Source organism: Bacillus sp. B1-b2, from assembly GCF_009183415.1.
Taxonomy (GTDB): Bacteria; Bacillota; Bacilli; order Bacillales; family Cytobacillaceae; genus Niallia.
Window position 1 is genome coordinate 131,529 of sequence record NZ_WEHU01000002.1, and the last position, 23,562, is coordinate 155,090.

General features: G+C 32.4%; 15 protein-coding genes. 8 read left to right on the plus strand and 7 right to left on the minus strand.

Going from position 1 to position 23,562, the window contains the following annotated elements:
• Position 1: 1 nt before the first annotated feature.
• The 3 genes from F9279_RS02670 to F9279_RS02680 all read left to right on the plus strand — a co-directional run bounded on the left by F9279_RS02670 (position 2) and on the right by F9279_RS02680 (position 5,131).
• Entirely contained in the window at positions 2 to 1,831 is a 1,830-nt protein-coding gene (locus F9279_RS02670) for a site-specific DNA-methyltransferase (protein WP_152111136.1), read from the plus strand.
• A gap of 3 nt (positions 1,832 to 1,834) precedes the next feature.
• The gene (locus tag F9279_RS02675) at positions 1,835 to 4,792 is read left to right on the plus strand and encodes a type III restriction-modification system endonuclease (RefSeq protein WP_152111138.1); all 2,958 of its coding nucleotides are present in this window, start codon (positions 1,835 to 1,837) and stop codon (positions 4,790 to 4,792) included.
• 117 nt (positions 4,793 to 4,909) lie between these two features.
• Positions 4,910 to 5,131: a YdbC family protein gene (locus F9279_RS02680; RefSeq protein ID WP_193224412.1), complete on the plus strand. Its 222-nt coding sequence runs from the start codon at positions 4,910 to 4,912 to the stop codon at positions 5,129 to 5,131.
• A gap of 116 nt (positions 5,132 to 5,247) precedes the next feature.
• Here F9279_RS02680 and F9279_RS02685 read toward each other — a convergent pair whose 3' ends face one another.
• The 5 genes from F9279_RS02685 to F9279_RS24915 form a co-directional block, all read right to left on the minus strand.
• Positions 5,248 to 5,445: a hypothetical protein gene (locus tag F9279_RS02685; RefSeq protein ID WP_152111141.1), complete on the minus strand. Its 198-nt coding sequence runs from the start codon at positions 5,443 to 5,445 to the stop codon at positions 5,248 to 5,250.
• 372 nt (positions 5,446 to 5,817) lie between these two features.
• The gene (locus F9279_RS02690) at positions 5,818 to 7,377 is read right to left on the minus strand and encodes a recombinase family protein (RefSeq protein WP_193224413.1); all 1,560 of its coding nucleotides are present in this window, start codon (positions 7,375 to 7,377) and stop codon (positions 5,818 to 5,820) included.
• Complete coding sequence (locus F9279_RS02695) at positions 7,361 to 8,785, minus strand: recombinase family protein (protein ID WP_152111145.1); 1,425 nt, start codon at positions 8,783 to 8,785, stop codon at positions 7,361 to 7,363. Before F9279_RS02695 ends, F9279_RS02690 begins: the two co-directional genes overlap by 17 nt.
• Before the next feature lie 17 nt (positions 8,786 to 8,802).
• Positions 8,803 to 8,973: a hypothetical protein gene (locus F9279_RS24910; RefSeq protein ID WP_193224414.1), complete on the minus strand. Its 171-nt coding sequence runs from the start codon at positions 8,971 to 8,973 to the stop codon at positions 8,803 to 8,805.
• Positions 8,974 to 9,025: 52 nt separating this feature from the next.
• Positions 9,026 to 9,193 carry a hypothetical protein gene (locus F9279_RS24915; protein ID WP_193224415.1) on the minus strand — a complete coding sequence of 56 codons (168 nt, stop codon included), beginning with the start codon at positions 9,191 to 9,193 and terminating at the stop codon, positions 9,026 to 9,028.
• A 590-nt stretch (positions 9,194 to 9,783) separates the two neighbouring features.
• Between F9279_RS24915 and F9279_RS02700 the strand changes: the two genes are divergently transcribed.
• Together F9279_RS02700 and F9279_RS02705 are read left to right on the plus strand one after the other, a co-directional pair.
• Positions 9,784 to 9,999 (plus strand): hypothetical protein, encoded by a 216-nt coding sequence (locus F9279_RS02700; RefSeq protein WP_152111147.1) that lies wholly within the window; start codon positions 9,784 to 9,786, stop codon positions 9,997 to 9,999.
• 49 nt (positions 10,000 to 10,048) lie between these two features.
• On the plus strand, positions 10,049 to 11,644 hold the full coding sequence (locus tag F9279_RS02705) for a hypothetical protein (protein ID WP_152111149.1): 1,596 nt from the start codon (positions 10,049 to 10,051) through the stop codon (positions 11,642 to 11,644).
• 45 nt (positions 11,645 to 11,689) lie between these two features.
• On the opposite strand, the gene F9279_RS25885 is transcribed toward F9279_RS02705, so the two are convergent.
• Entirely contained in the window at positions 11,690 to 11,818 is a 129-nt protein-coding gene (locus tag F9279_RS25885; protein ID WP_264298216.1) for a hypothetical protein, read from the minus strand.
• A 65-nt stretch (positions 11,819 to 11,883) separates the two neighbouring features.
• Positions 11,884 to 17,457 (minus strand): sacsin N-terminal ATP-binding-like domain-containing protein, encoded by a 5,574-nt coding sequence (locus F9279_RS02710; RefSeq protein WP_152111152.1) that lies wholly within the window; start codon positions 17,455 to 17,457, stop codon positions 11,884 to 11,886.
• A gap of 277 nt (positions 17,458 to 17,734) precedes the next feature.
• Here F9279_RS02710 and F9279_RS02715 point away from each other — a divergent pair, with 277 nt between their 5' ends.
• From F9279_RS02715 to F9279_RS02725, 3 genes are all read left to right on the plus strand, one after another.
• Positions 17,735 to 19,729, plus strand: a complete 1,995-nt coding sequence (locus F9279_RS02715; RefSeq protein ID WP_152111154.1) for a GTPase — start codon at positions 17,735 to 17,737, stop codon at positions 19,727 to 19,729.
• Complete coding sequence (locus tag F9279_RS02720) at positions 19,726 to 21,348, plus strand: LeoA/HP0731 family dynamin-like GTPase (RefSeq protein WP_152111156.1); 1,623 nt, start codon at positions 19,726 to 19,728, stop codon at positions 21,346 to 21,348. The genes F9279_RS02715 and F9279_RS02720 overlap by 4 nt, the downstream gene beginning before the upstream one ends.
• Positions 21,349 to 21,474: 126 nt before the next feature.
• A complete protein-coding gene (locus F9279_RS02725) occupies positions 21,475 to 23,556 on the plus strand; it encodes an AAA family ATPase (protein WP_152111158.1) in 2,082 nt (693 codons plus the stop codon).
• The last annotated feature ends 6 nt before the right edge of the window (positions 23,557 to 23,562 follow it).

Sequence of the window (23,562 nt, forward strand, 5' to 3'; positions counted from 1 at the left end):
CATGGATAAGCTCGACGGAAAATCATTAGACTTAGCGAAGACAAATGTAGAAGCACTTAAACAACTATTCCCAGAGGTAGTGACCGAAGGGAAAATTGATTTTGAAAAGTTAAAGGTTGTACTAGGTGAAGAAATCGAAACACATAAGGAAAAATATGAATTTACATGGCATGGTAAAACGCAGTCGTTAAAAATGGCACAGACACCGTCCACTGGTACATTAAGACCTGATAAGGAAACAAGTAAGAATTGGGATAAGACGGAAAACCTTTATATTGAAGGTGATAATCTTGAAGTTTTAAAACTACTCCAGAAATCGTACTTCGGAAAAGTAAAAATGATTTATATTGATCCCCCTTATAATACTGGTAATGATTTTGTTTACGAAGATGATTTCCAAGATAACATAAAGAATTATAAAACTTTAACTGAACAGACAAAAAAGTCAAACACAGAATCAAATGGACGGTATCATACTGACTGGCTTAATATGATATATCCTAGGCTCAGAATAGCTAAGAATTTGTTAAGAGACGATGGCGTAATATTTATATCAATTGATGATAATGAAGTTTCCAATATGAAGAAAATTTGTGATGAAATTTTTGGTGATGATAACTTTATTGCACAGGTAGTTTGGCAAAGAGCTTATGCACCAGTTAATCTTAAAAAATACTTTTCTGCGAGTCATGATTATATATTAGTTTATTCAAAAGTAGTTAATTCATTTGAAATGAACAAATTACCTAGAAGTGAAAAACAAAATCAGGACTACAAAAATATTGACAACGATCCAAGAGGGCCATGGAAAGCTGGTAATCCATCAGTAGGACCTGCTAATGAAAAAAACATTTACGAGATAACATTACCTTCAGGGAGAAAAGTGTTCCCTCCAAAAGGTAGAAGTTGGCTATATAGTAAAGAGAAATATTCTGAACTAGTAAAAGATAATAGAATTTATTTTGGCAAAACTGGTGACAGTGTGTGGGCACCTAAAATGTTCTTATCTGAAGTAAGTCAAGGTGTTACACCAATGACCTTGTGGAGTTATCAAGAAGTTGGACATTCTCAAGATGCAACGAAAGAGTTAAAAAAGCTTTTTGACGATAATAGTTTTTTTGATTATCCTAAACCTGTAAGTTTAATGAAAAGATTGGTACATTTAGGAACAAATAAGGATGGAAATGAAATAATCTTAGACTTTTTTTCGGGTTCAGCAACAAGTGGTCATGCTGTAATGGAGAAAAATAATGAAGATGGCGGTAATAGAAGATTTATATTGGTACAGTTACCTGAAAACTTGGATGAAAAATCTGAAGCCTTCAAAGCTGGGTACAAAAATCTATGTGATATTGGCAAAGAACGAATTCGCCGTGCTGGTGATAAAATTGTGGATGAAGTAGGGAGAAAAGATTTAGACATTGGCTTTAAAGTCTTTAAGCTTGATTCGTCAAACATTAAACTTTGGGATCCGAATTTAGGAAATCTTGAAGAAGGTATGCTGGAGCAACTTGAAAATATTAAAGGGGACCGTACGAAGGAAGATTTACTTTATGAAATTTTACTGAAAATTGGCATCCCGCTAACAACTCAAATAGAAGAAGTGAATTTTAACGGGAAGATTATTTACAATATTGCATTCGGTTCTGTCCTTTTATGTTTGGAAAACGAAATTGATTTAGATACTGTAAATGAAATGATCAAGCTGAAACCAGAGGATTTTGAAACAAAAGTTATCTTTAAAGAATCAGGGTTCTTAAATGATTCTGTGAAAACGAATGCGATTCAAACGTTGAAAAAGAACGGAATCAACGATGTAAGGAGTGTGTGATAGATGAAGTTAAAGTTTCAATCTGACTTAACTTATCAACGACAAGCGATTGATTCCGTTGTGGATATATTTAAAGGTCAACAGGTGAAACAGTCTAACTTTACTGTTTCTTATGGTGAAGATGCTGGAATGATCCAGACTGATTTAGGGATAGGTAACCGGTTAGATCTTACTCCAAATGAAATATTGAAAAATGTACAAGAATTACAAATTAAGAACGGATTAGCTCGTAGTGAAGCCCTAAATGGCATGAATTTTACTGTAGAAATGGAAACGGGTACTGGTAAAACGTATGTTTATTTACGTTCCATTTATGAGTTGAATAAGCAATATGGATTCTCTAAGTTTGTCATTGTCGTACCATCTGTTGCCATTCGAGAAGGTGTTTTTAAATCATTACAAATAACAGAACAGCACTTTAGGGAATTATATGATCGTACTCCTTTGGAATATTTTGTGTACGATTCCGATAAGCTTGATCAAGTACGTAATTTTGCTACTGCAACAACAATACAAGTCATGATTATTAACATTGATGCTTTTCGGAAAAGTTTTGTCGATCCAGAAAAAGAGGATAAGGCTAATGTAATCCATCGAGCAAATGATCGTTTAAACGGATATCGACCTATTGAGTTCATTCAACAAACCAACCCTATTTTGATTATTGATGAGCCTCAAAGTGTCGATACAACACCAAAATCTAAAGAAGCTATTTCATCATTAGAACCGTTATGTACGCTACGGTATTCAGCTACTCATGTAGAAAAATATAATATGATTTATCGTTTAGATGCTGTTGATGCTTACAACGAAAAGCTTGTAAAGAAAATTGAAGTGATGTCTGTTCGTTCAGAGCAATCATTTAATCTTCCTTATATTAAATTGCTTGAAGTGAAAGAAAGAAAAGCGAAAGTAGAGTTAGATGTTGAAACGCGCGGGAAAGTAAAGCGAGCAGCTAAAATAGTAAAATATGGCGATGATCTATATGATGTGTCGGGTGAACGAGAATTATATCGGCATTTTATCATTGAGCAAATCGATTGGGCGGAAGGAAATGAATCTATTGAGATTAATGGTCATCATTTGAGAATTGGTGAAGCCATTGGTGAAATAGATGATGATACAATTAAACGTTACCAAATTCGAAAAACAATTGAAGAACACCTCGATAAAGAGCTTAGTCTAAATCATCGTGGTATTAAGGTATTAAGCCTCTTTTTCATTGATAAAGTAGCTAACTACCGAGAATATGACAAGGACGGTAATACACTAAAAGGCAAGTATTCCATTATGTTTGAAGAGGAATACAAAAAGCTTATTAAGAAACCGAAATACCGTACGTTATTTGATGATATTGATGTAGATGTAGAAATAGACAAGATACATAATGGATATTTTGCTCAAGATAAGAAAGGAAAAGTAAAGGATACAAAAGGTAACACGCAAGCGGACACAGATGTTTACAGTTTAATTATGAAAGAAAAAGAGAGATTATTGAGTCTGGATGAACCTCTTCGTTTTATTTTCTCACACTCTGCTTTGCGCGAGGGTTGGGATAATCCGAATGTATTCCAAATTTGTACTCTGAAAGATTCTGGGGGAACGTATGTCAGCAGGAGACAAGAAATTGGTCGAGGATTACGTTTGGCAGTAAATCAAGATGGTGAGCGGGTGTCAGATTATAATGTAAATACATTGACAGTCATGGCCAATGAATCATATGAAGACTTTGTTGCTAACTTGCAAACTGAAATGGAAGAACAAACAGGAATTACATTTGGAAAAATAGAAAAACATATTTTTGCTAAATTAGCTTTTCTAGACCAAGAAACTGAAGAACCAGTGACTCTTGGGTATGATCTTTCAAAGAAACTATATGAAAGTTTGAAGTCTAATGATTATGTTGATAAAAAGGATAAAGCTACTTCAGTTCTTAAAGAAGCATTAGAAACTTATGAATTAGATCTGCCAGAGGAATTTCAACCGTGGAAAGCTGCAATTATTAAAGAGCTGAAACATATTACTAGTAGTCTGCCAATCAAGGATGGCAGCAAGAAACGTAAAGTAAAATTAAATAAAGCGGTTATTGACAGTAAAGAATTCATCGAACTGTGGGAAAAAATCAAATATAAAACAGTATTTACAATTGACTTTGATAGTAGCGAATTAATTAAAAAGACAATATCTAATATACAAAAGATGAACAGAATAGAGAAAATAAGAATTATTTCTCGTAAAGATGGAATCTCTTCACTAGATCGAATTACAGGTGTTCAAGGTGCGACATTAAGTGAACGACTTGAAGATTATGTTTCCGTTCATCACACACTACCGGATATCATCACAGAGCTGCAAAATAGGACAAACTTAACCCGGAAAACGATTGTAGAAATATTGACTGGTAGCAAGCGTTTAGAGGATTTCAAAAATAATCCGCAAAAATTCATAGAAGAAGTAACGAAAATAATCAAACGTGAAATGAAACTACTTCTTAGAGACGGGATTAAATATTACAAAATTGATGATGAATCATATTATGCGGTAGAACTATTCCAAAATGAAGAACTTCTTGCTTATCTAAATGATAATGCTGTTCAAAGTAATAAGTCACCGTTTGATCATGTTTTATATGATTCAGACATTGAAGAAAGTTTTGCGAAGAGATTTGAAAGTGATGAAAGTGTCAAAGTATATGTGAAGTTGCCAAACTGGTTTAAAATTGAAACGCCAGTTGGAAACTATAATCCAGACTGGGCAGCAGTAATTAACAAAGATGGCGAAGAAAAACTGTATTTTGTTTTAGAAACGAAAGGTACTGATGTGGAAGAGTTCCTTCGTCCAGAAGAACAAGCTAAAATCCAATTTGCCCGTAAGCATTTCGAGGCGATTAATGCAGATATTGTGTTTGAAGGACCTGAGAGTGATGTAGGGGAATTCATGTTAAGGGTATCTAGTAATTAAGATAAAGTATAAACAAAATGGCGAATGAGTGTTGTGCTATTCGCCATTTTTATAAACTTGTATGATCGAAAAATAGAGATGTAAATGACTTGTGTGTTAGAAAGGACGGAAGTAACTTTGGCAGAAATTAAGTTTGAAATCATTGAAAATATTGCAGTTTTGTCTGAATCACCAAAAGGCTGGAAAAAAGAGCTTAATCTAATTAGCTGGAACGGTAGAGAACCTAAGTATGATATTCGTGAGTGGTCTCCGGAGCATGAAAAAATGGGTAAAGGTGTGACTCTTTCTGATGAAGAAGTAAAGAAACTGAAAGAGGCTTTAAATAATATTGATAAATGAGAAGGGAATTGAGAAGTAATCATTAAATGGCGCGAATAAGTATGAAATGATGAAAAAGAATGAAAAATACACAAAGCAATAATCAAAAACAGGACAATCATACAGATAGTCCTGTTCTATTTTTTTACAGTAAATGAATCACCAAATGCACTGAGAAATCCTTTCTTCTCGCTAATCCATTCAATTGGAACTGTTAATTCTATGTAGTCAGTAGAACTGTCTTCTGGCAAATAAGCAAGTCCATCAACTTCATTGCCATAATTAAGACTGTATATATCATTGGTTTTAATAAAGATTTTAGCTGAAGGATTCATTAATATCACACTCCTTATAATAAGAAAATTGCATTATTTTTAGTACAGTTTTATCCAATATATAACCGTTATATAAGTTGAGATATTTATGTTTAACTTTTCGGTAACCTGTCAAGAATGATAATAATCTATTCGGTAACATGATATGAACAGTAACCTGTTCTTGTTAGGTTGCAGAATTATAACCACCGATTATGCTTGATATCAAGGGTTTTGGCCAATTTGGTTATGTTCAGTTGATCTACATTGTGTGGTTCATTCGGTAACATACCAAGAGATTCCACTAGGTATTCGGTAACATACCAAGTAAGATGTTGGTTAAAAAATTTACGCCTAGCATAATAACTAAGCGTAATAAATAGTGTGGCACATCTATTGATTGATGGTTTCAAAATATTGGTCGATTTCAGTGAATGGGGCTAACTTATAATCTACATAAAGTAGCTTGCCATTCTCAAAGTCAACATTAATTCTTTTAAATATTGTTAACAGTAGTGTTCGAAGTTCTGCGTCTTTCAGATTATTTAGCTTTAATAATGAGAACAACTTGTTTGAGCTTTGCCCTTCTTCTAATAAATTGATATGTTCAATAAATGTATTTGCTTTAGATAGTTCTTTATTTAATTTGGTTTTACTAATTGATAATATAAAGTCCCAGTCACTATTTTGAGTAACCTTTTCAGGAGAGTTAAACAAGAAATCTTCCTTATAGGTGATTACCTGTAACTGTTCTTTAATTGAATTGCGATGTTGTTCAATCTTTGATTTTCTTTTAGAAATTAGTTTCACAATATTTTGCTCCATGTTTGCTAACATTACATACCATTTGGAAGATAGTTCTTTTAGAATCACATCATGAATATCCTCCATTACTAGCTTTTTTTTACAAGAAGGACATCGATATACTAAATAGGTTCGTTTAGAATACTGTGGAGTTTCATTTTTGGGAATCAAAAACTCATTACATTTTTGGCAACAAAGAAGTCCTCTTAGGAAGAAGGAAGAGCTGTTGTTCTTACCATTCCTTTTATGGAGTTCAATGGTTTGATGAGTTAAATTCCATAAGCGAACATTAATGATTGGCTCATGATGATTAAAAATAAGATTGTACTCACCGCGTTGCTTTTTTCGACTGGTATTACGGCTTACTCGAATATTCCAAGGTAAATGGCCAAGATAATGGTCATTATCTAAAATGTAATCTATGGTACCACTGCTCCATTCCATGCCTTTTGGTGATGAGACACCAGAATTATTTAATAAATCGGCAATACTTTTTTGGCTATGACCCCATGAAGCAAGGTGAAAGATAAATAAAACAATTCTTGCAGTATCAGGGTCGATAACTTGTTCACCTTTAATGTTTTTTGGATGATCTTCTGTTACTTCTACATTTGGGAAATTAAGCTTATACCCAAATGGTACTTTGGATCCGGGGCGTTCTTTTTTAGATAGAGCATTTTTTTGCCCATCCTTTGCTCGTCTTGACTTAGTTACAGATTCGCTGGCAGCAGTTGCAAATTTTATTATAGATTCGACTTTATAAGGGTCCCATTCACCGAAAGTACAAGTGGAGAAAAACCGCATATAAGGTTTTTCCTTTTTAATAACATCATGAATGAATAAGGTGAAATCATAAAATTGTCTTGAAACACGTGATTCTTCATAGAAGAATATGGCTTCGATATTTAAGTCTGCTGAAAGGGCGGCTTCTAATAATTCATTCATCGCCTTCCTTCTTGTTACAACTTTATGATAGGCACTATTTGCGTCATCGATAAATATATCAACAATGTTATAGCCTTCACGTGTTGCTCGTAATCGGATTTCTTCTGATTGTGTTTCGATGGAAGCATTATGTTGCTGTTTTATGTCCGACCTTCTTGCAATACCGATAGCATTTTTCGATTTATTATCATTTAACGGGGACATTTTTACGTACATCCCCTTCCTCGATGAAATCATTAAAATAATAGTGAATGACTACATAGTCAGCATGAACTTCAATACCAGCAATTAATAAATCAGCTAATTCGAAGTGTTCTTGTTCCGTAAGACGAGTTAGCATAAAAGTAAAAAACCTATAGAGGGCATTCACTTCCTCTTTCAGATTCTGAAGGGAAGATAGTTGAGTTTCACTTGCAGCTAATCTATCTTTAAAATAATGAATTTTATTCATGGCCTTATTTACAGATATAGAATCATCATTTGGTTTGTGTTGCTGAGAAAATTTGATGCAAAAGGATTCAAGTTGCGAGTAATTTTCTTCCAAGTCTTTTTGAAAATACTGGATTTGTTTGGTAATGGCCTTTTGAGTAATTTTTTGGATAGACTCAACTTTAATTTTACATATCTCCAATTTAAGAGATTCTATAATTATTTCATGAATGTCTATAACGCTAATACTGTATTTCTTGTGTTTTGAGCAGTAGTAAATTCCCGTTTCTCCAATTTGCCCCTTTTTGAACTTTAACTCTTTTTGGCATTTCCCGCAGATTGGGGTCTTAATCGCTGTTTTATACGATAATGAAATACCATGATTAATGCCATGTTCAAATTCATCAAGCTTAGTTTGAACTTCTTTAAAAAGTTCGAGTGAGATAATAGGCTCAACATTGGATAGTTTATGATATACTCCATCTGTCCCTTCATAGTGAGCGGCAAGGAAGGGGGTACGAAGGATATCAAGCAATCTAAATTCTTTTCTATCAAGTAATGCTTTATATTTCATAAGAATGTTAAATATTTGATCCCGACATTCGACATTTGCAAATTCGGTAAACAAATTAATCAACTCATCCTTTTTATCAGGATCAGGTGTATAAAAACGTTGCGTCTGACCATTCTCCTGTTTTATTACTTTCTTTTTGAATCCAATCATGGATGGTGGATTTCTTTTTCTAGCATCAGATAGACGAGTAGAAATTCTTCTTCCTTCAAATTGAGCCGACAAGCCGTACCATGTCTCTAAAAATAGATCTCTTGAAAATGATGGCGCATCTGAAGCTGTAAAGATAACTTCAACATTAAATTCGTGGAAAATTTTCACGATATAAATATATTCATAAACATTCCTTGCAAGTCTGTCCCGTTCATATACTACAACCCGATTAATTCGCTCTTGTTTAATTAGCTTTATCATTCTCATAAGTGCGGGTCTTTCGTCCATTGTAAGCTTTGTTGCCGATACATCAAAGTCAGTGAAAGGCACAATCTCATCAGAGGGAATATCTCTCAAAAACTCTCCGTTTGAATTTGTTTGTAGTTCAAGATCTTGTCCGCCAGAACTTGTCCGCTTATAATTAGCTGTAATTTTTTTCGTAATTATATTTATTGTCATTGGTTTTCCCTTTCCTGTTATTTGTTTTTAAATTCATTCATTGATTCTTCTACGAATAATCCGATCATATGAGGATCTAATGGCAATGATTCTAGTATCAATTTCTCTATCAGCCTATATAGTACAATGGCTGAATCTTCCGGGATTTCTTCGGAATAGTTGATGCTCATTACTTTAGGTTTGGTCAAGGATATCCCTCCTGTTCATAGTTGTCACCATTATGAACAGGAAGTCCCATTTTTATTCTTTCTTATTGGCTGAAGCAGGACCCACTTCTTTTAAAAGGTCAAGTTTCAGTTGAATCTCAACCTTCTGGATGGAAGTGGATGATGAATCTAACTTACGCATAATCACTACAGGTCTTGTAGTTCCTCCCGGAAGATTAAGCTCTTGGATTATTTTGTTCACTCCGAATTCTCCTTTCAAAAAGTTCGAACAATGAAATAATCTCTTTGGAAATTCCGCATTTTTCGCAACTTTTATATATTACATGGAGATCAAGTTTTGTATTTTTGGTGCTACTGATGTTCTCGTTTTCTTGATGCATCTGTTTTGCCTTTACTTTCCCTTTGATTTTGGAATTAGATTTGTTAAACAAAAAAACCGCAGAACATGAGTCATTCTAAGGAATGAAGCCATGTAACCTGCGGTTTTCGCTTGTTTTGGTTAATTTATAAAGTTGAATGAACCGGTTATTCGAAAATCATTATATCTTATAGTTTTTCTCGTTCTAAGTGCAAATCAAGATTTTTTTTTGAAATGGAAAAAGAAGAAATGCTTATAGGCACATCTTCTTTTTCCAGACATACAGATTGCACTAACGCTAACAGTATGTTCTCTTCTTTAAAATATTATTCCGATATATGCCAAAGAAAATAATTTTATATAGCGTGTGAATAATATACTTTTTTACTGGCTAATATTGTTAGCGAGGAAATTGTAAAGCAGCAAATGTTATACAACTTTGGGGATAAAAAGGATAAAAGGAGTGCTGATTAATGAGATTAGTGTATTTTAACGATACAGGAAGGCAGGTAAAGATTCATCCAGCCACGTTACTTCATGGGTGCAAAGTAAAAAAAGAGCCAATAAATCCTTTGGAAGAAAGAGAATTTTTCTTACCAGATCACACGTTTCCTTGGATAAAAATGTGGGACAATCAGGAACTTGGACTAAGTATTCTAATTTCTCCAATGAAAGACGATACGGATTGAATATTAAAAAAGTGAAAATATGATTTCCTAGAAAGAAGGAGATTTAATAATGGGGACCTATATTAATCTATCAATTTTAACTAGAAACATATCAAAACTAGAATGGGAACAAATATATGAGGAAACTTTAAGGTTAGTAGATGCTTTTCCTTTTGCGGGAGTTGCCGAACGAGAATTTTTCGGATATAGATTGCCTGTTTATGTGAAGGCCAAAGAAAATATAGCTCCAGAACGGCATTGGGTTATAAGTGGTGATTTGAAAAGTAAAAGATTTGCTGAAACATTTACATTATACAGGGATATTATTCATTATCAATCTACACAATTAGAAAGCAGCCAAAAGGATATTTTGTTTGAAGAAGGTCAACGGGAAATCGACGTTTTTAATTCAAAAACACAAGGATATGAATATCACTTGTATATTTTAGCCATCGCCATGCTAATTGAAAGCCGCCTGCCACAACAGGCACTGGTTGGCGGAAATATAGATTATGATCAATGTGTACAGGCAAAACAATGGGCAGATCAATATCTTTCCTCACCAATCGATATTCCAGTAAGAGTAGATGTAGACAAATTACTTTCTAGAGGCACTCATTTTAAAAATGAGATGGACCAAATTCAATTTATTAAAAAATGGCTGATTGCGGATCAGGAAGAGATATATAAAACTATTTACACTCGCTTTTCTAAAGCCACCTTTACGGACTGGCTTTGCAATGAATTAAAAACGTACTCTTCCCCTAACCAACTTGGTGCATTGAAATTCCTTATTTATTACTTGAATATAGAAGCTGATTTAAATGGTTTACTTGATATGGTATGTAAATCCGAAAATGGACCGCAATTTTCGGATTCAGAAATAATCAGAGCCATTGCCCGGACATGGGTCTGCTTGCCAAGGGAAAAATTCACCTTTTTGGATGCATTCGCTAAAGTTTCTGGTCATCCAGAAGTAACTGAACGGCAATTTGGTACAGTAATGTTGGACATGATGTTTGCGGGTAGGGAGATAAAGACTTACATCCCAATAACTGAGGTTGCGGAAATTTTAGGTGATTATTTACCTGACACAGCAAGTGAAATTGAATCATTGTTGAAACAAGAAATATCTAAGCTTGAAGAACAATTGCTAGCATTTCATAATCAAATTCAGCCAACTCTTGAAATTTCAAAAGCTTCTACTGAAGAAAAGATGTATTTAGCGGATGAGGATGCCTTTTTATACTTTGACAGCAACACAATTGTATTAACTGATGAACAAGAATTAACATTAAAAGCGATTGCTTATAGTATTAAAACATTCTTAAACCGGGAAGGTGAAGGGGTTTTAAAGGGATTTCTCTCTGTACCTTTAGAAAAACTAAAGCTGATATTGGCTGCGTTTGTTTATGAAAAATATAATATGATATTAACCGAGCTAGCGTGGCAGTGGATTGATAAAACAGATGACCCTCAAATGGTAAAAACTTTACTAGTGAAGTTAATACATGATGATGCGAATGATCTTATACACGTAAAATCCCATTCGGATTTACGAAAAGCTATGTTTGAAAATAAATTGCTTACGCAGAAATTAACGAAGTATATGGGTGATGTAACAATAATGGAGGAAATTAGGAAGTATGCTAATCAAACGGATTAAATGAATTGAATTTAGCAGGAATAAAAAACATTGTATCTCGTTAGATTATGAAAAGTGTACAATCACATCTGTCAAATTACGACTAAGAGCAGTAGGGAAAGAACTAAAAGTAGTAATATTAATCCATTTAACAACTAAAAAAATAACAAGGGTAATTACTGCCCACTGCGACATTAATTCGGAGTAGATAGTATTACCTTTGTTATGCAAAATAAAAAATGTTTTTAATGGATTGAGGCTTATAAATTGAAACTTATTCTTACCCCTGCATCTTTTATGTTAAAAACAGATTTTCCTTTGTTTGAATATGGGTTGGGCAGCCAATAGATTTCTGGATTCTCAAATACGTTGGTAATGAATGCGATCATGTACTCAACATTTCTCTTTTTGGAATCATCAAAAGCTTTTTGGGTTTCTGAAGTCCCCATATTAAAAGAGAAGTCATTTCCAACTGTTGCTTTTACTTCAATATGATATGTCTTGTTACTTTGTCTTATCTCAAAATCATAGCCTAGCGAATCACTTACCATATTATCAGAGTAAATAGTAAGGCTATTTTCTGATTTCCACCACTCCGGTCTAAAGTCTTTTAAATTATTCTTCTTTAGATAGTTAAAGATAACTAATTCTCCAGCAAGTCCGATAACATTCTCAATGTGCTTACTTGTTCTTTTCGTTTTCCCGTTTCCTTTACTACCTGCAAGAGGGTTTCTGTTTTTACCATTCTTTTTAGTAACTTCTTTCAAGGATAGTGGCTTATCAATTGATCCATTGATATTCATTTGATCGAAGTCAAATCTACTAATAACATCATTTAAATTGTCAATGTTACTATCATCTGTATCAAAATACTGTCCATTGATTTTAACAAGCCGTTTTTCCCTACGCTTTTTCTCTTTTTCCTTCTCAATAATTTCATCTATTGTGGTTTCATTATTACCCTCATTTTCAAGGTGTTTTAAGAGATCATGATAGGAATCAATGTTGACATGGATTTCTTGTAATTCTTGAAATGCATTGATGAATTTTTCGCTTTCGAAAACGTAAATATATGCTTCGTCATTTTCCCAATTTTTAATTTCTAAATATTCTTTATCCCTATTGCTCTTTATATGTTCTAAAAATGTCTGTTCTGTTTGCAGCCAATATGATGGTATTTCTGTATTCTCATTTTGGCAAAGGGCAATGGCTGCTCTCTGAATTTCATGTAGGCACTTTTTTATTAATAGATTGTTATGTCTTGAAATCTCAAGGCTAGGAGTTAAATCAATATTCTCTTCTTTAACATATTGATTGAGAGCATCCTTTGATGACAATTCCGCATTAAGGTCTAAACTATGTTCTTTTAGAAAATACCCTAGTTCTTCTAAGAAAGTATCTTCATGTATGACCCACCAAACAAATTCCCAATCATCTGGCATACACCATTTTTGGTAAGCTTCTTTTATGTCTATATAATCTGTTAAGGAAACTGCTTGTTTATTTACTTGATCTCGAATTATTGCAAATACAATAGTTTGATAGGTTTCCTTAAAGTTAGAAAATCCATTTCTTAGTTCCTCATTTTTTATTTTAAGTAAATTTTTATTTACCACTCCAATTGCAAAATTCCACTCTTTTAGAGAAACATTGAAGGACTTATATAGTTTATAACCCATTTCTTTCAGATTCCGTGATTCTTTGGCAAATTTTATTAATTCATCAATAACAACAGGTTCAGGTATAAATTGACTAATATATTGTTTTAATGTATTTTCACTATCAATGATAGGAAAATGAAGGACACTTTTGTCAGGTTCTTTATTTATTGCAACAATTGCTGGAGTAATTAATTCAATTATCCACTGGAGATTATCATTTACCAGTCGCCTTATTGTTTCATAATTCTCTTTTGTGATTTTTATGTGTTCCAAAGAGGAAATAATGTCAGCTTCCTCTGGTTCCACGTCAAAGTCATTAGTCAATTTTGATAGTGCGAACTTTAATGGTAATTCAATGGGTGCAATTTCTAAATATTCACGAACTGAAGTTGCAAAATCTTCAAGTGAACTAAATCCTTTATTAGAAATAAGAAATGTTTTTGTCTCTTTACAAACGGTTATATTTTCTGAATTTTGCTCGATAATTTTACCGTCTTTTGATTCAAGTGAAACGAGTAAATCTGTACACTCATACCATTTAGCACTTTTAAGCAGTGAAATAAGTTCATTAAAACGATTGCCTCCAACAGTCAGATGGCTATCTTCACGGTAAGCAGCTATTGTCATTATATAGGGTAACAACCAATTCCGATTTTCATCTAGAAGGCTAGATTCAAGATTCTCCGCTTTTATACGTGACCATTTATGTCCATTTTCATAAAATGATTGCTCTAAATCTGATAAGTTTGTTAATGTATCACCAAATATTTCACTTAATATTTGGGCATATCTTTTCCCAGCATCTATTAAAAGTATTTCAAGATTAGGGTTTCCATGTAATTGCAGAAATAACTTTTTATGATCTGGAATATAAATTGGTGACTGCTGATTTTCTATATCTACTGTTTGTAAATAACCCCCCTTGGTGATTACTAAGTATCTAGGTTTATACACATTGTTAGGATTAAAATCATTATCTTCATAATACTTAACAATTTTCTCCCATGCGAAACGATAATGATGTTTAAAATAGTTTGTTAATTCACTAGAAACAATACCGTTTCTTAAACTGTATGCTAAATGTTCAAGTAGTTGGCATCCTTCTGATACTGATGATATTTCATAATTGCCAAGACCAATCTCCTGAAGATCATTAAGAGAATTTGCACTTTCTAAAAGTCTCGCAGTTTCATACTCAACATATGGAAGGAAAGCGTAGGTATATGCAGCACTTCTTAAACTACTAGAAGGAACATACCACATTTTTTTTGGTGTATTAAAAGAGATTTCGCTTTCAATGGTATTTGGTATCCAAGGTATTTCTTGTAATGATAGTTTAATTAGAGAAGGAATGTCCTTCCACCAATAAGTGCCTTCAGGTTTTCTGATTCTACAAGTTTGCCAATCAGACCATTTAGAAATAGAAATAATAACTAATTTTGAAAATAACTTTTTACCTTCTTCAGTTAAATCATGGTATCTATCGAAGCCTTCTATTGTTAGTAGATTTACAATTTCATACTGAAAAGGGCCAACATAGCCACCTCTAAAATCATCAAAATAGTCTCGATAGATCTGAATTTGTTCTTGAAGAAGATCCCCATCAATTTTATCAGGAAAATGAAAGGAACGATTTACGCCAGCAATAGTTAGTTTTCCTTCAGGTACTGCTGGTACAAGATGTAGATGGTCAACAACACCACAGAAAAGTAAAAATTCAGAGAGTTTATCGATTCCATATGCTTGTATTCTACTATCTAAATCAAGAAAATCTATAACAAGTTTGTTATAACCATTTAAAATACGACCATTTTTCGGATTATTAAATAATTCAGTTATAAGCTGACCATGATTAATAAAGGAAGCCTTATCCCATGTTTTCGAAAAGTATGATTGATCCGCTTGTATCCATCCATCTTTACAAGGTACAAATAATTCTTTGAAGCTCTCCCTAAGTGATTCTGGTTTATTTCTTGCACCGTAAAATAGAGAAAGTGACCATTCAAGTAATTCATATAATTCATTAGACTTTATTGAACCTAATGGAATAGTGCCATTGGGCATTTCCGGTAGTATCACCTTTTCAATGATATTTTCAATGCTGAATTCTTCAATAATGTCTCGCAAATAATTATAAAATTTACTTCTTACTCTTCTACCGTTCTCATTAGTGTAAAGTTGTATTTCTGTATTAAAATATGCAATTTTATTTGAAAGGAAATTTGGAACGTTTATGGTTGAAACAATCTCGTCTTCCCCTTCATCTGCTTCACCTTTTGATTGAGTTGGTGGAAAAAACACATAGGATTCGTTTTCAGTGTTAGGCACTGCATGAATCTGTCGGTCTTGTCCTAATATGATATATTTATCTACTAACTCTTCTGAATCAATGACAAAAGAAGGTAACTCTTCATAGAACAGTTGCCATTGCTCAATGGGAGCATTGATGCTGTGAAGATATTGAGCCATACCTTCAGCCCAATTGGCCTTATCAGTATCATTGGGTTCCATATGATATTTCCATAGTTTTGCTAATTGATTGATAGACTTAATGCGATCTCTTGAGAGAGTTGAAATAAATTTGGTAGATAGATATTTAACTAGATTTTCCTTTGAAAAGATAATGTAATCCCAATCTGGATTGAGTAAGTAAACTTTAGTCAAAGGGCCAAAACATAAATCTTCATTTCTAGTTTTATAAGGTAAAATTCCCCATTCCGAAAAGCTCAGGGAATTTTCAATAAGTACATTTTTAAAGGATTCAAATAGAATTGACGTCATGTCAGTAAAGTCACTATTAAAGCTTAATAGGTCAATAATTATGTTCTCGCAATTTTCAAGCTTAGTTTGAACAAGATATTTAATAGAATCAAAAAGGACGTGTGCAGTTTCCTTTATATATAATTCATTAAGGGGTAGAGAAAAGTCGATATCCTTTCGATTCATTTGCCCAAAGAAAGGAGCGTTTATGTGAAAAGCTAGCCCGCTTTGCTGTTTAGTAGGTAAGAAAATATACATTTTACCTTTTTGTTGATTGTTAGTTAATGGGACTGCAATATCAATTTTTGCTTCACCGACACTCTCCCATTTTCCGTGAAGTTGATTCGATGCCTTTAAAATTTGCAGCTCCTTGGATTTATCATTTTCGCCGCCGATACTCCTTGAAAAAGTTATATATTTATACTGATTATTAGTTAGTAGGTCATGTATTTCTTTATTATTAATTTGCAAATTATTGTAATTAGTTCTTGAGGTAGTTTGGATTAAATGTCGTGACAAGTCTTCATCACTATAATCACCTCTATGTACAATGGTGAGTTCTGATAAGTGATCTAAAAAGATTATAGAATCAGGATTTAATTCACTTAATGCATTCTTTGTATTTATTAATGCATCTGGTTCATTTAATTTCAGTTTAACAACTGAAACGTATCCCTCTTCACCTAGCTGATATAATAGTTCATCTTGTTGTTCATCAATAGGAAATGGTAATTGGTAAGGCGATAGTCGGTTAACTGTATATTTTATAAACTCTTCGGGGGTTTCTGATTGATTCATAAGTTTTGTCTTAAAGGCTTTAAGAGTACTAGAATCCCATTCAACCAAAGGTAGATTTATTTGGTAAAGGTTATAAAAAGATGGAATCTCCATTCCTTCATATAAATCAACTATGATTTGTGTTAAGTTTTTAACTTTTTCTGGATTAAATTCGAAACAATAGCCAGAAAAGCCTTTATCTTGCCACTCACCGGAGTAGATTTTAGGAGAATTACTTACTTGTAAGACACTTTTAAATCCAATTCCTTTATTTCCTATGGCTTCTTTTGGATCTTTATTACTTAAAGCAAGACTAGATAATGATTCGAAGTTACTTTGAGAAAAGGGTACTCCTGTATTTGCAAAATATAACGTAGAAGGACCATTCTCATTTTCGTTTAAAATAATTTTTATTTTCCCAATCTGAGAACTAGTATCTGATGATATCGCATCATAAGCATTTTGAAGAAGTTCAATAATAAATCTATTCGAATAATCATGTGTCATTTGCTCAGTTAGATTATACATACTCTCATAATTGCGCGTTCCATTTAGAAGCTCAGAGAGAAAAGTTCTTATTTCATTAATAGTTTTTTGGGCAATAACTTTTTTTTTATTATTAAGAACCGTTTCCATAAGAATCTCCTTTTGAATAGTTTTTGGTAGTTCAATTTTACCATTATATTGAAAAGGTAATCAAAAATAATAATAAGTTGACTAATGTAATGAGTAAAGTTAATGATTTTACGATTATTTCAATTACCAACCTATTCAACAAGTTCAAAGACTATAATTAATCATCTATTTTATTAAATTCTAGCAATAAGATTTAGGAAAATTACGGAGTTGAGTGTAAAATAATAGAAAGATAGTTGCTGCCGAACTCTTTAATAAAATATTTTAAGGAGGAAATATGTCCAAACAAACAGCTACGAGATATAAAGATATTTTTCAATATAATTCAAATGAAGTATTAGAATCTTTAAAAGAATTTCATGATTTATCTGATGTGAACATAGATGATGAAAAGCTAAAAGAAAACCTATCAAGTATAAGTGAAGAGGTTGCTTCAGGTATTGACAGGATACAGATGAACTTAAATTTCTTAATAAAAAATGTGGAATGGGATACCTTTAATATCGCATTTTTTGGTGAAACAAATGCAGGTAAAAGTACAATTATAGAAGCATTAACAAATGGAGACGGAACCTTTATCGGAGATGGACGAAAAGATTTTACAAAAAAGATGGCAGGCTTGGCATTAAATGATGTTAAGTTATTAGACTTACCCGGAATTGAAGGAAATGAGCGTAAATTTATATCAGAAATTAAACGTGGAATTGAGAAAGCACATATCATTTTTTATGTTATTGGTACAAATAAAGAACCTGAATATGAAACAATTAAAAAAATTCGATCCTTTTTACGAGATCAAGCAAAGGTTTATTCTATCATAAATGTAAGGGGAAAGCCTAGTGTATATCGCCACCAAAAAGAATTGATATCCGATTCAATTCTTACGATTGAAAGTAGAACAAAGGAAAAGTTCAGAGAAATTTTAGGTGAGCATTACGAAGACAACATTATTCTTAATGGACATTTAGCCTTTTTATCTAAAAGTACACCCAAAAGGGATGATTTTGTCCGAGATCAACAAAAATTGAAAGATGTATTCGGTTCTCTAGAAGAAGGCTATGAATTTTGTAATCTTAAAGAAGTGGAAAAGTTGCTTTCTAAGCTTTCGTTACAAAGTAAAAAAGAAATTGCTATTTCAAATACATACAAGTATATGAGTACTGTAGAATCGATTATTGGGCGGATCTTAAAAGGAAAAAAAGAATTTGATCGTGAAATTAAAAATATGCAACAAAAGACAGATGAAGCAGTGAGTAAAGCAGAGGTTACTATTTCGCAATTTCATAAAAATATTTTAAGCAGCGTTGATATAAAAATTGACCAAATGAAAAGTAATCTGCAAAAAATAATATATGAAGGTATCGATAATGAATATAGTGAATCACTAATGAAGAGTAAACTTCATGCTGAACAAAGGTCTACAGAAAAAGAGATTAAGAGGTTGCTAGAGGAACAATTGGAAGATTTAAGATATGACATTACAAATATATTTAAGCAATTACAAAAACGTATAGATCTTGAATTTAAGTTTAGAAGTATGGGAACTAATGACTTTAACGTCCAAGACATTATTAAGAAAATGGAAATTAGTATGGGATATGTTATGGAGGAAATCCTAGATGTGGGACTTTCGGTCATCGGAATTATCTTAATGGCATTTAATCCTATATTAGCAGTTATTGGTGGAATCATTGCAGTTTTAAGAAAAATATGGGATTGGTTTTTTAGCAATCCTAACAAACGAAAAAGAGAGGCGAAAGGTAAAGCTTACGATGAAGTGAAAAATACTGTTAATGCATTGAAATTTAATATGAGGAAAACATTGAATAAAGAGATGGATAGTCTTCAACGTGATGTTAAAAAACAAGTGGGTGCTTTTGGGGATTTTATTTATCAAATTAGATTATTGAGTCTCGCAATGGACGATAAAATTCGTGATTTACAAACTAGTAAAGTGAAAATTAGTCAAGAATTAACAAGCTTCGTAGAAGACGTACGGCCAAGCTTTAGTTATTTTGACCTGAAGCTAAAACAAGCGATGTTTATCGGAGTGGAACGGCTTACTTGGGATATTTATAGATTAGAAAAAGTTGATTCCTATGATACGATTGGTGATTTCTTTACTATCAATAATTTTCAAATTAAAGATGGCTATTTATATATTACCGAAAATAATGAGTTTATGTTTCGTTCTTCTTCCATATTAATAGATCACTGTAAAAAAACAGATTATTCCATTCCAATTAAAGGAGTAAGGAGAAGTAGATTATGACAATTACAACTTTTTTAAATGAAAAACAAGAGGTAATGAATAAGCTATTGAAATTAAAGCACAAGTTGGAACAGTTTAATGACATGGAACTAGATATGGGTGAGTTATTATCTAAAATTAATCAGTCCATAAAAAACATTCAAGGTGAAACTTTTGTAATGGCAATGTTTGGAGCATTCACTGATGGTAAATCAACTATATTAAAATCAATTACGAAACAAGAGAATATAAAAATATCACCTGAACCTACAACAGATGAAGTAACCTATTTCCATCTGGATGATCATAAGTTAGGAAAGGACTTTTTAATCGTCGATACCCCCGGTTTATTTTCTGAACATATGCTTCACACAGAAAAAACAAAAAAATATATTTCCGAAGCAAATGTTGTAATCTATACAGTGGATTCTGTTAATCCACTCAAAGAGAGTCATCAGCAAACAATCAAGTGGTTACTTGAAGACTTAGGCAAGCTTGATTCTACTATTTTTGTCATTAATAAAATGGATGCAGTAGCTGATCTTGAAGATGAAGAAGACTTTGCTCATCACAGTAATATTAAAAGAGAAGTAGTCTCACAGACCATAAAAAATATTGTTACCTTTGAGGGTGACCCAACGGTTATATGTGTGGCAGCTGACCCGTTTGAAATGGGTTTAGATTACTGGAGAAAGCAAGAAGATACCTATCAAGAACTTTCTAGAATGAGTAATCTTATGGATGCTTTAGATAAATTCATTATAGCTTCTAAAGAACAATTGATTTTAAAATCAGGAATTAGCGTAATAAAAGACACGATTCAGCAGTCTATTACAGAATTAACGCAGGTAAGAGATAGCGTAAAGAAAAATAGAGACTTGCTAAATAATCAGTTAGAAGAAACAGAGGATGAACTAGAGAAGTTTGAAAGAGAAATAACGAAGAAGCATAGTAACATTACCGATGATGTGATCAATTTACGTGAAGATATATTTGCTTATATTAACTCAGCTTCAAGTCTTGAAGACTTACAGGCAAAGTTAAATACGAAAATTGGAGATGAGGGCTATATATTAAACAAAAAGATTGATGCAATTATCGAGAAGCATACGGAGAGTTTGATAGAAACACAAAAAGAGATGATTAATAATATTCAGTCCTCCATGCAGTATCATGATCAGCTACAAAATCAACTATTAAATATGGGGAGTAAACTAGGTGGTAAGTTAGTTAAGGCATTATCAGGAACTTCTACAAAAGCAATTTCGCAAACAATCTTAAAAGTACGCGACTTTGCAAAACTTCCGATTAAGTTCAAACCATGGGGAGCAGTTAAATGGGCAAAAGCACTTAAAACATTTGGTGCTGCACTATCGATTGCTCTTGATGCAATTACTGGAATTGTCGATTTTGTAAAGGAGAAAAAGCTAGAGGAAGGACGCAAGGATATTTCGAACAAAATAGAAAAGTTATTCAAAGAGTTTATTATATCTTTCACAAAATCCGAATATATAGCTAACTATTTTCCTGTTGTAGAGTTGAAGAATACACTTAGAACTGATAAACAAAACGTCATTAATGCTTATGATGAAACGATTAATAAAATTGATAAGCATATCCTTGATTTAGAACAGTTATAAAAAGTCGCTATAAAAACATTAGCATTTGGTTGAATATTTTTAAATTCTTTCAAGTTAATTTTGGAAAGCCCGCAGGGTAAATCCTATTATTATTACTTTTGCATAACAAAATTAGGAGAAGCGATTATGGATAATACTACTACAAATATAGATATCAAGGAAGATTTACAAGAGCATTTTGAAATTGTACTTGATGAATTAGGGAACCCTCGTGAATGGACTCAAGAAAAAACTTCCCAATTTTATAAGAAATTCTTCAAAGGAAGTACACTTAATAAACACTTAACCTTAAAAATTATAGAAATTAAAGAGTATCCTAACTTTAATTTGTTTATATCAACTGTAATAAATCATGAAACTTTTAAACCTTTCTGGAATCCTTATCTTACAAAAAATTGGACTGTTGCGTTTACATATAATAAAGAGGCTACTTCTTTTAAAGTTGGGGATCTTATTATTGCAACAACTGAAGAATTAAATTTAGAAGAAATTTCAAATGAAAATAGAAAGCTTGACCTCCTATCTATTGATGTGAGTTCTATACAATATACTAGTTTGGAAACTTCATTTATATACAAATATGGAGAAGCGTTTACAAAGAGGATTGTAAAACAATTTGGTTCATTAGAAGAAATAGCACCATTCATTATTGCTGAATTCGAAAAAGACGTTGATGAACAAATAGGCAATCTTGAGAAGTATTTAGATATTAAGGTTAATGAATTTGAGGATCAAGAACTGAGACTTGAAGCTGAACATACAAAGATAAAAAATGAAAGAACAGCTCGATATAAAGAATTAGAATTGGAAATAGAAGAAGAATATCAATCAAAATTAAAAAAGTATGAAATAGAAAAAGACAAGTTGGATAATCAAGAAAGAAAATTAGAAGGCCGACGTAGAAATATAAGTGAAAATGAAAAACAGTTACAGTCGCAAGAAGATGAAATTTTCCGCAGGCAAGAAGAGTTAGTAACTAGAAAGAAATCTTTACAAGAATACGAAAATTCATTGAACAGTCAGTTCGAAAGGTTTAATTTACTTAACCCATTTTCCCAAGTAGAAGCAGAGAATGTGTTTGAAGATAATATAATTAATTGGAATGAACAAAAGGATATAGTTGCAATAATTCAAGGTGCGCTTCATGCTCAGTGCAACTTACAGTATGAAAGAGAAGTAATTGAAAGTTTTCTAGGAGCTTTAATGTCAAATCAGATTATTATTTTGAACGGTCCAAGTGGTACTGGGAAATCAAGCTTAGTAAGTAATTTTTCAAATATAATATTCGGTGCAAAAACTAGTACGATTAGGGTTCAATCAAGTTGGACTGACAAACAAGATTTACTAGGCTTTTTCAATCCAATAGATTACCAGTATATTTCAACTCCATTTTTAGATTCTTTGATTGAAGCGTGTAATAACAAAAAGTATCCTTATTTTATATGTTTAGATGAAATGAATTTAGCTCATGTTGAATATTATTTTGCAGAGTTTTTAAGCGCAAGAGAAGAAAAAGAACCAAAAATCTCACTATATTCTTCACATTTTCAAAAACTGGCAATGAATAATATTATGCCATTTTTAAAGTATGATGAAGATAATCGTCCGTTATTACATGAAGAAGAGCTTAGTAAATTATCTACATCCGACAGAATTAGGGTGCAAAATTGCTTTGATTTGTGTTTTAAGTATCCTGCGGAAATAGTTGTTCCACCTAATGTTCGTTTTGTAGGAACGATGAATATGGACCATACAGTAAAAGGGTTAAGTCCCAAAATGATAGATCGGAGCTTTGTGGTTAACATAGAGTATCCTGAGAATGAGGAAGTATTACTAGAAGAACTTGAGCAATTAAAGGTTAATGAATTAATTGCTGTAAACATGGAAGATGATTTACTAATAAAAGAAATGGATATTGAACTACGCTACACTATAAAACAAATTAATCCTTTGCTTAGTACTTTAGGGGCTAGACTAAACAGAAGATCATTGGACCAAATAGGTACTTATGCTAAAGCAGTTAGCTCAGAGTCAACTTTAGATCAAGTCGTTATAGGAAAAATTTTACCGAGAATTAACGTATTAAAAAATGACAAAACGACTGCTGCATTTAGGGATTTACTAGCAAGCCTCTCAATTAGTGAGGATACTAAAGATTTAATGAATGAGATGATTAATGAAGGAAGAACAATAACTTACTGGAGATGAGTTTAA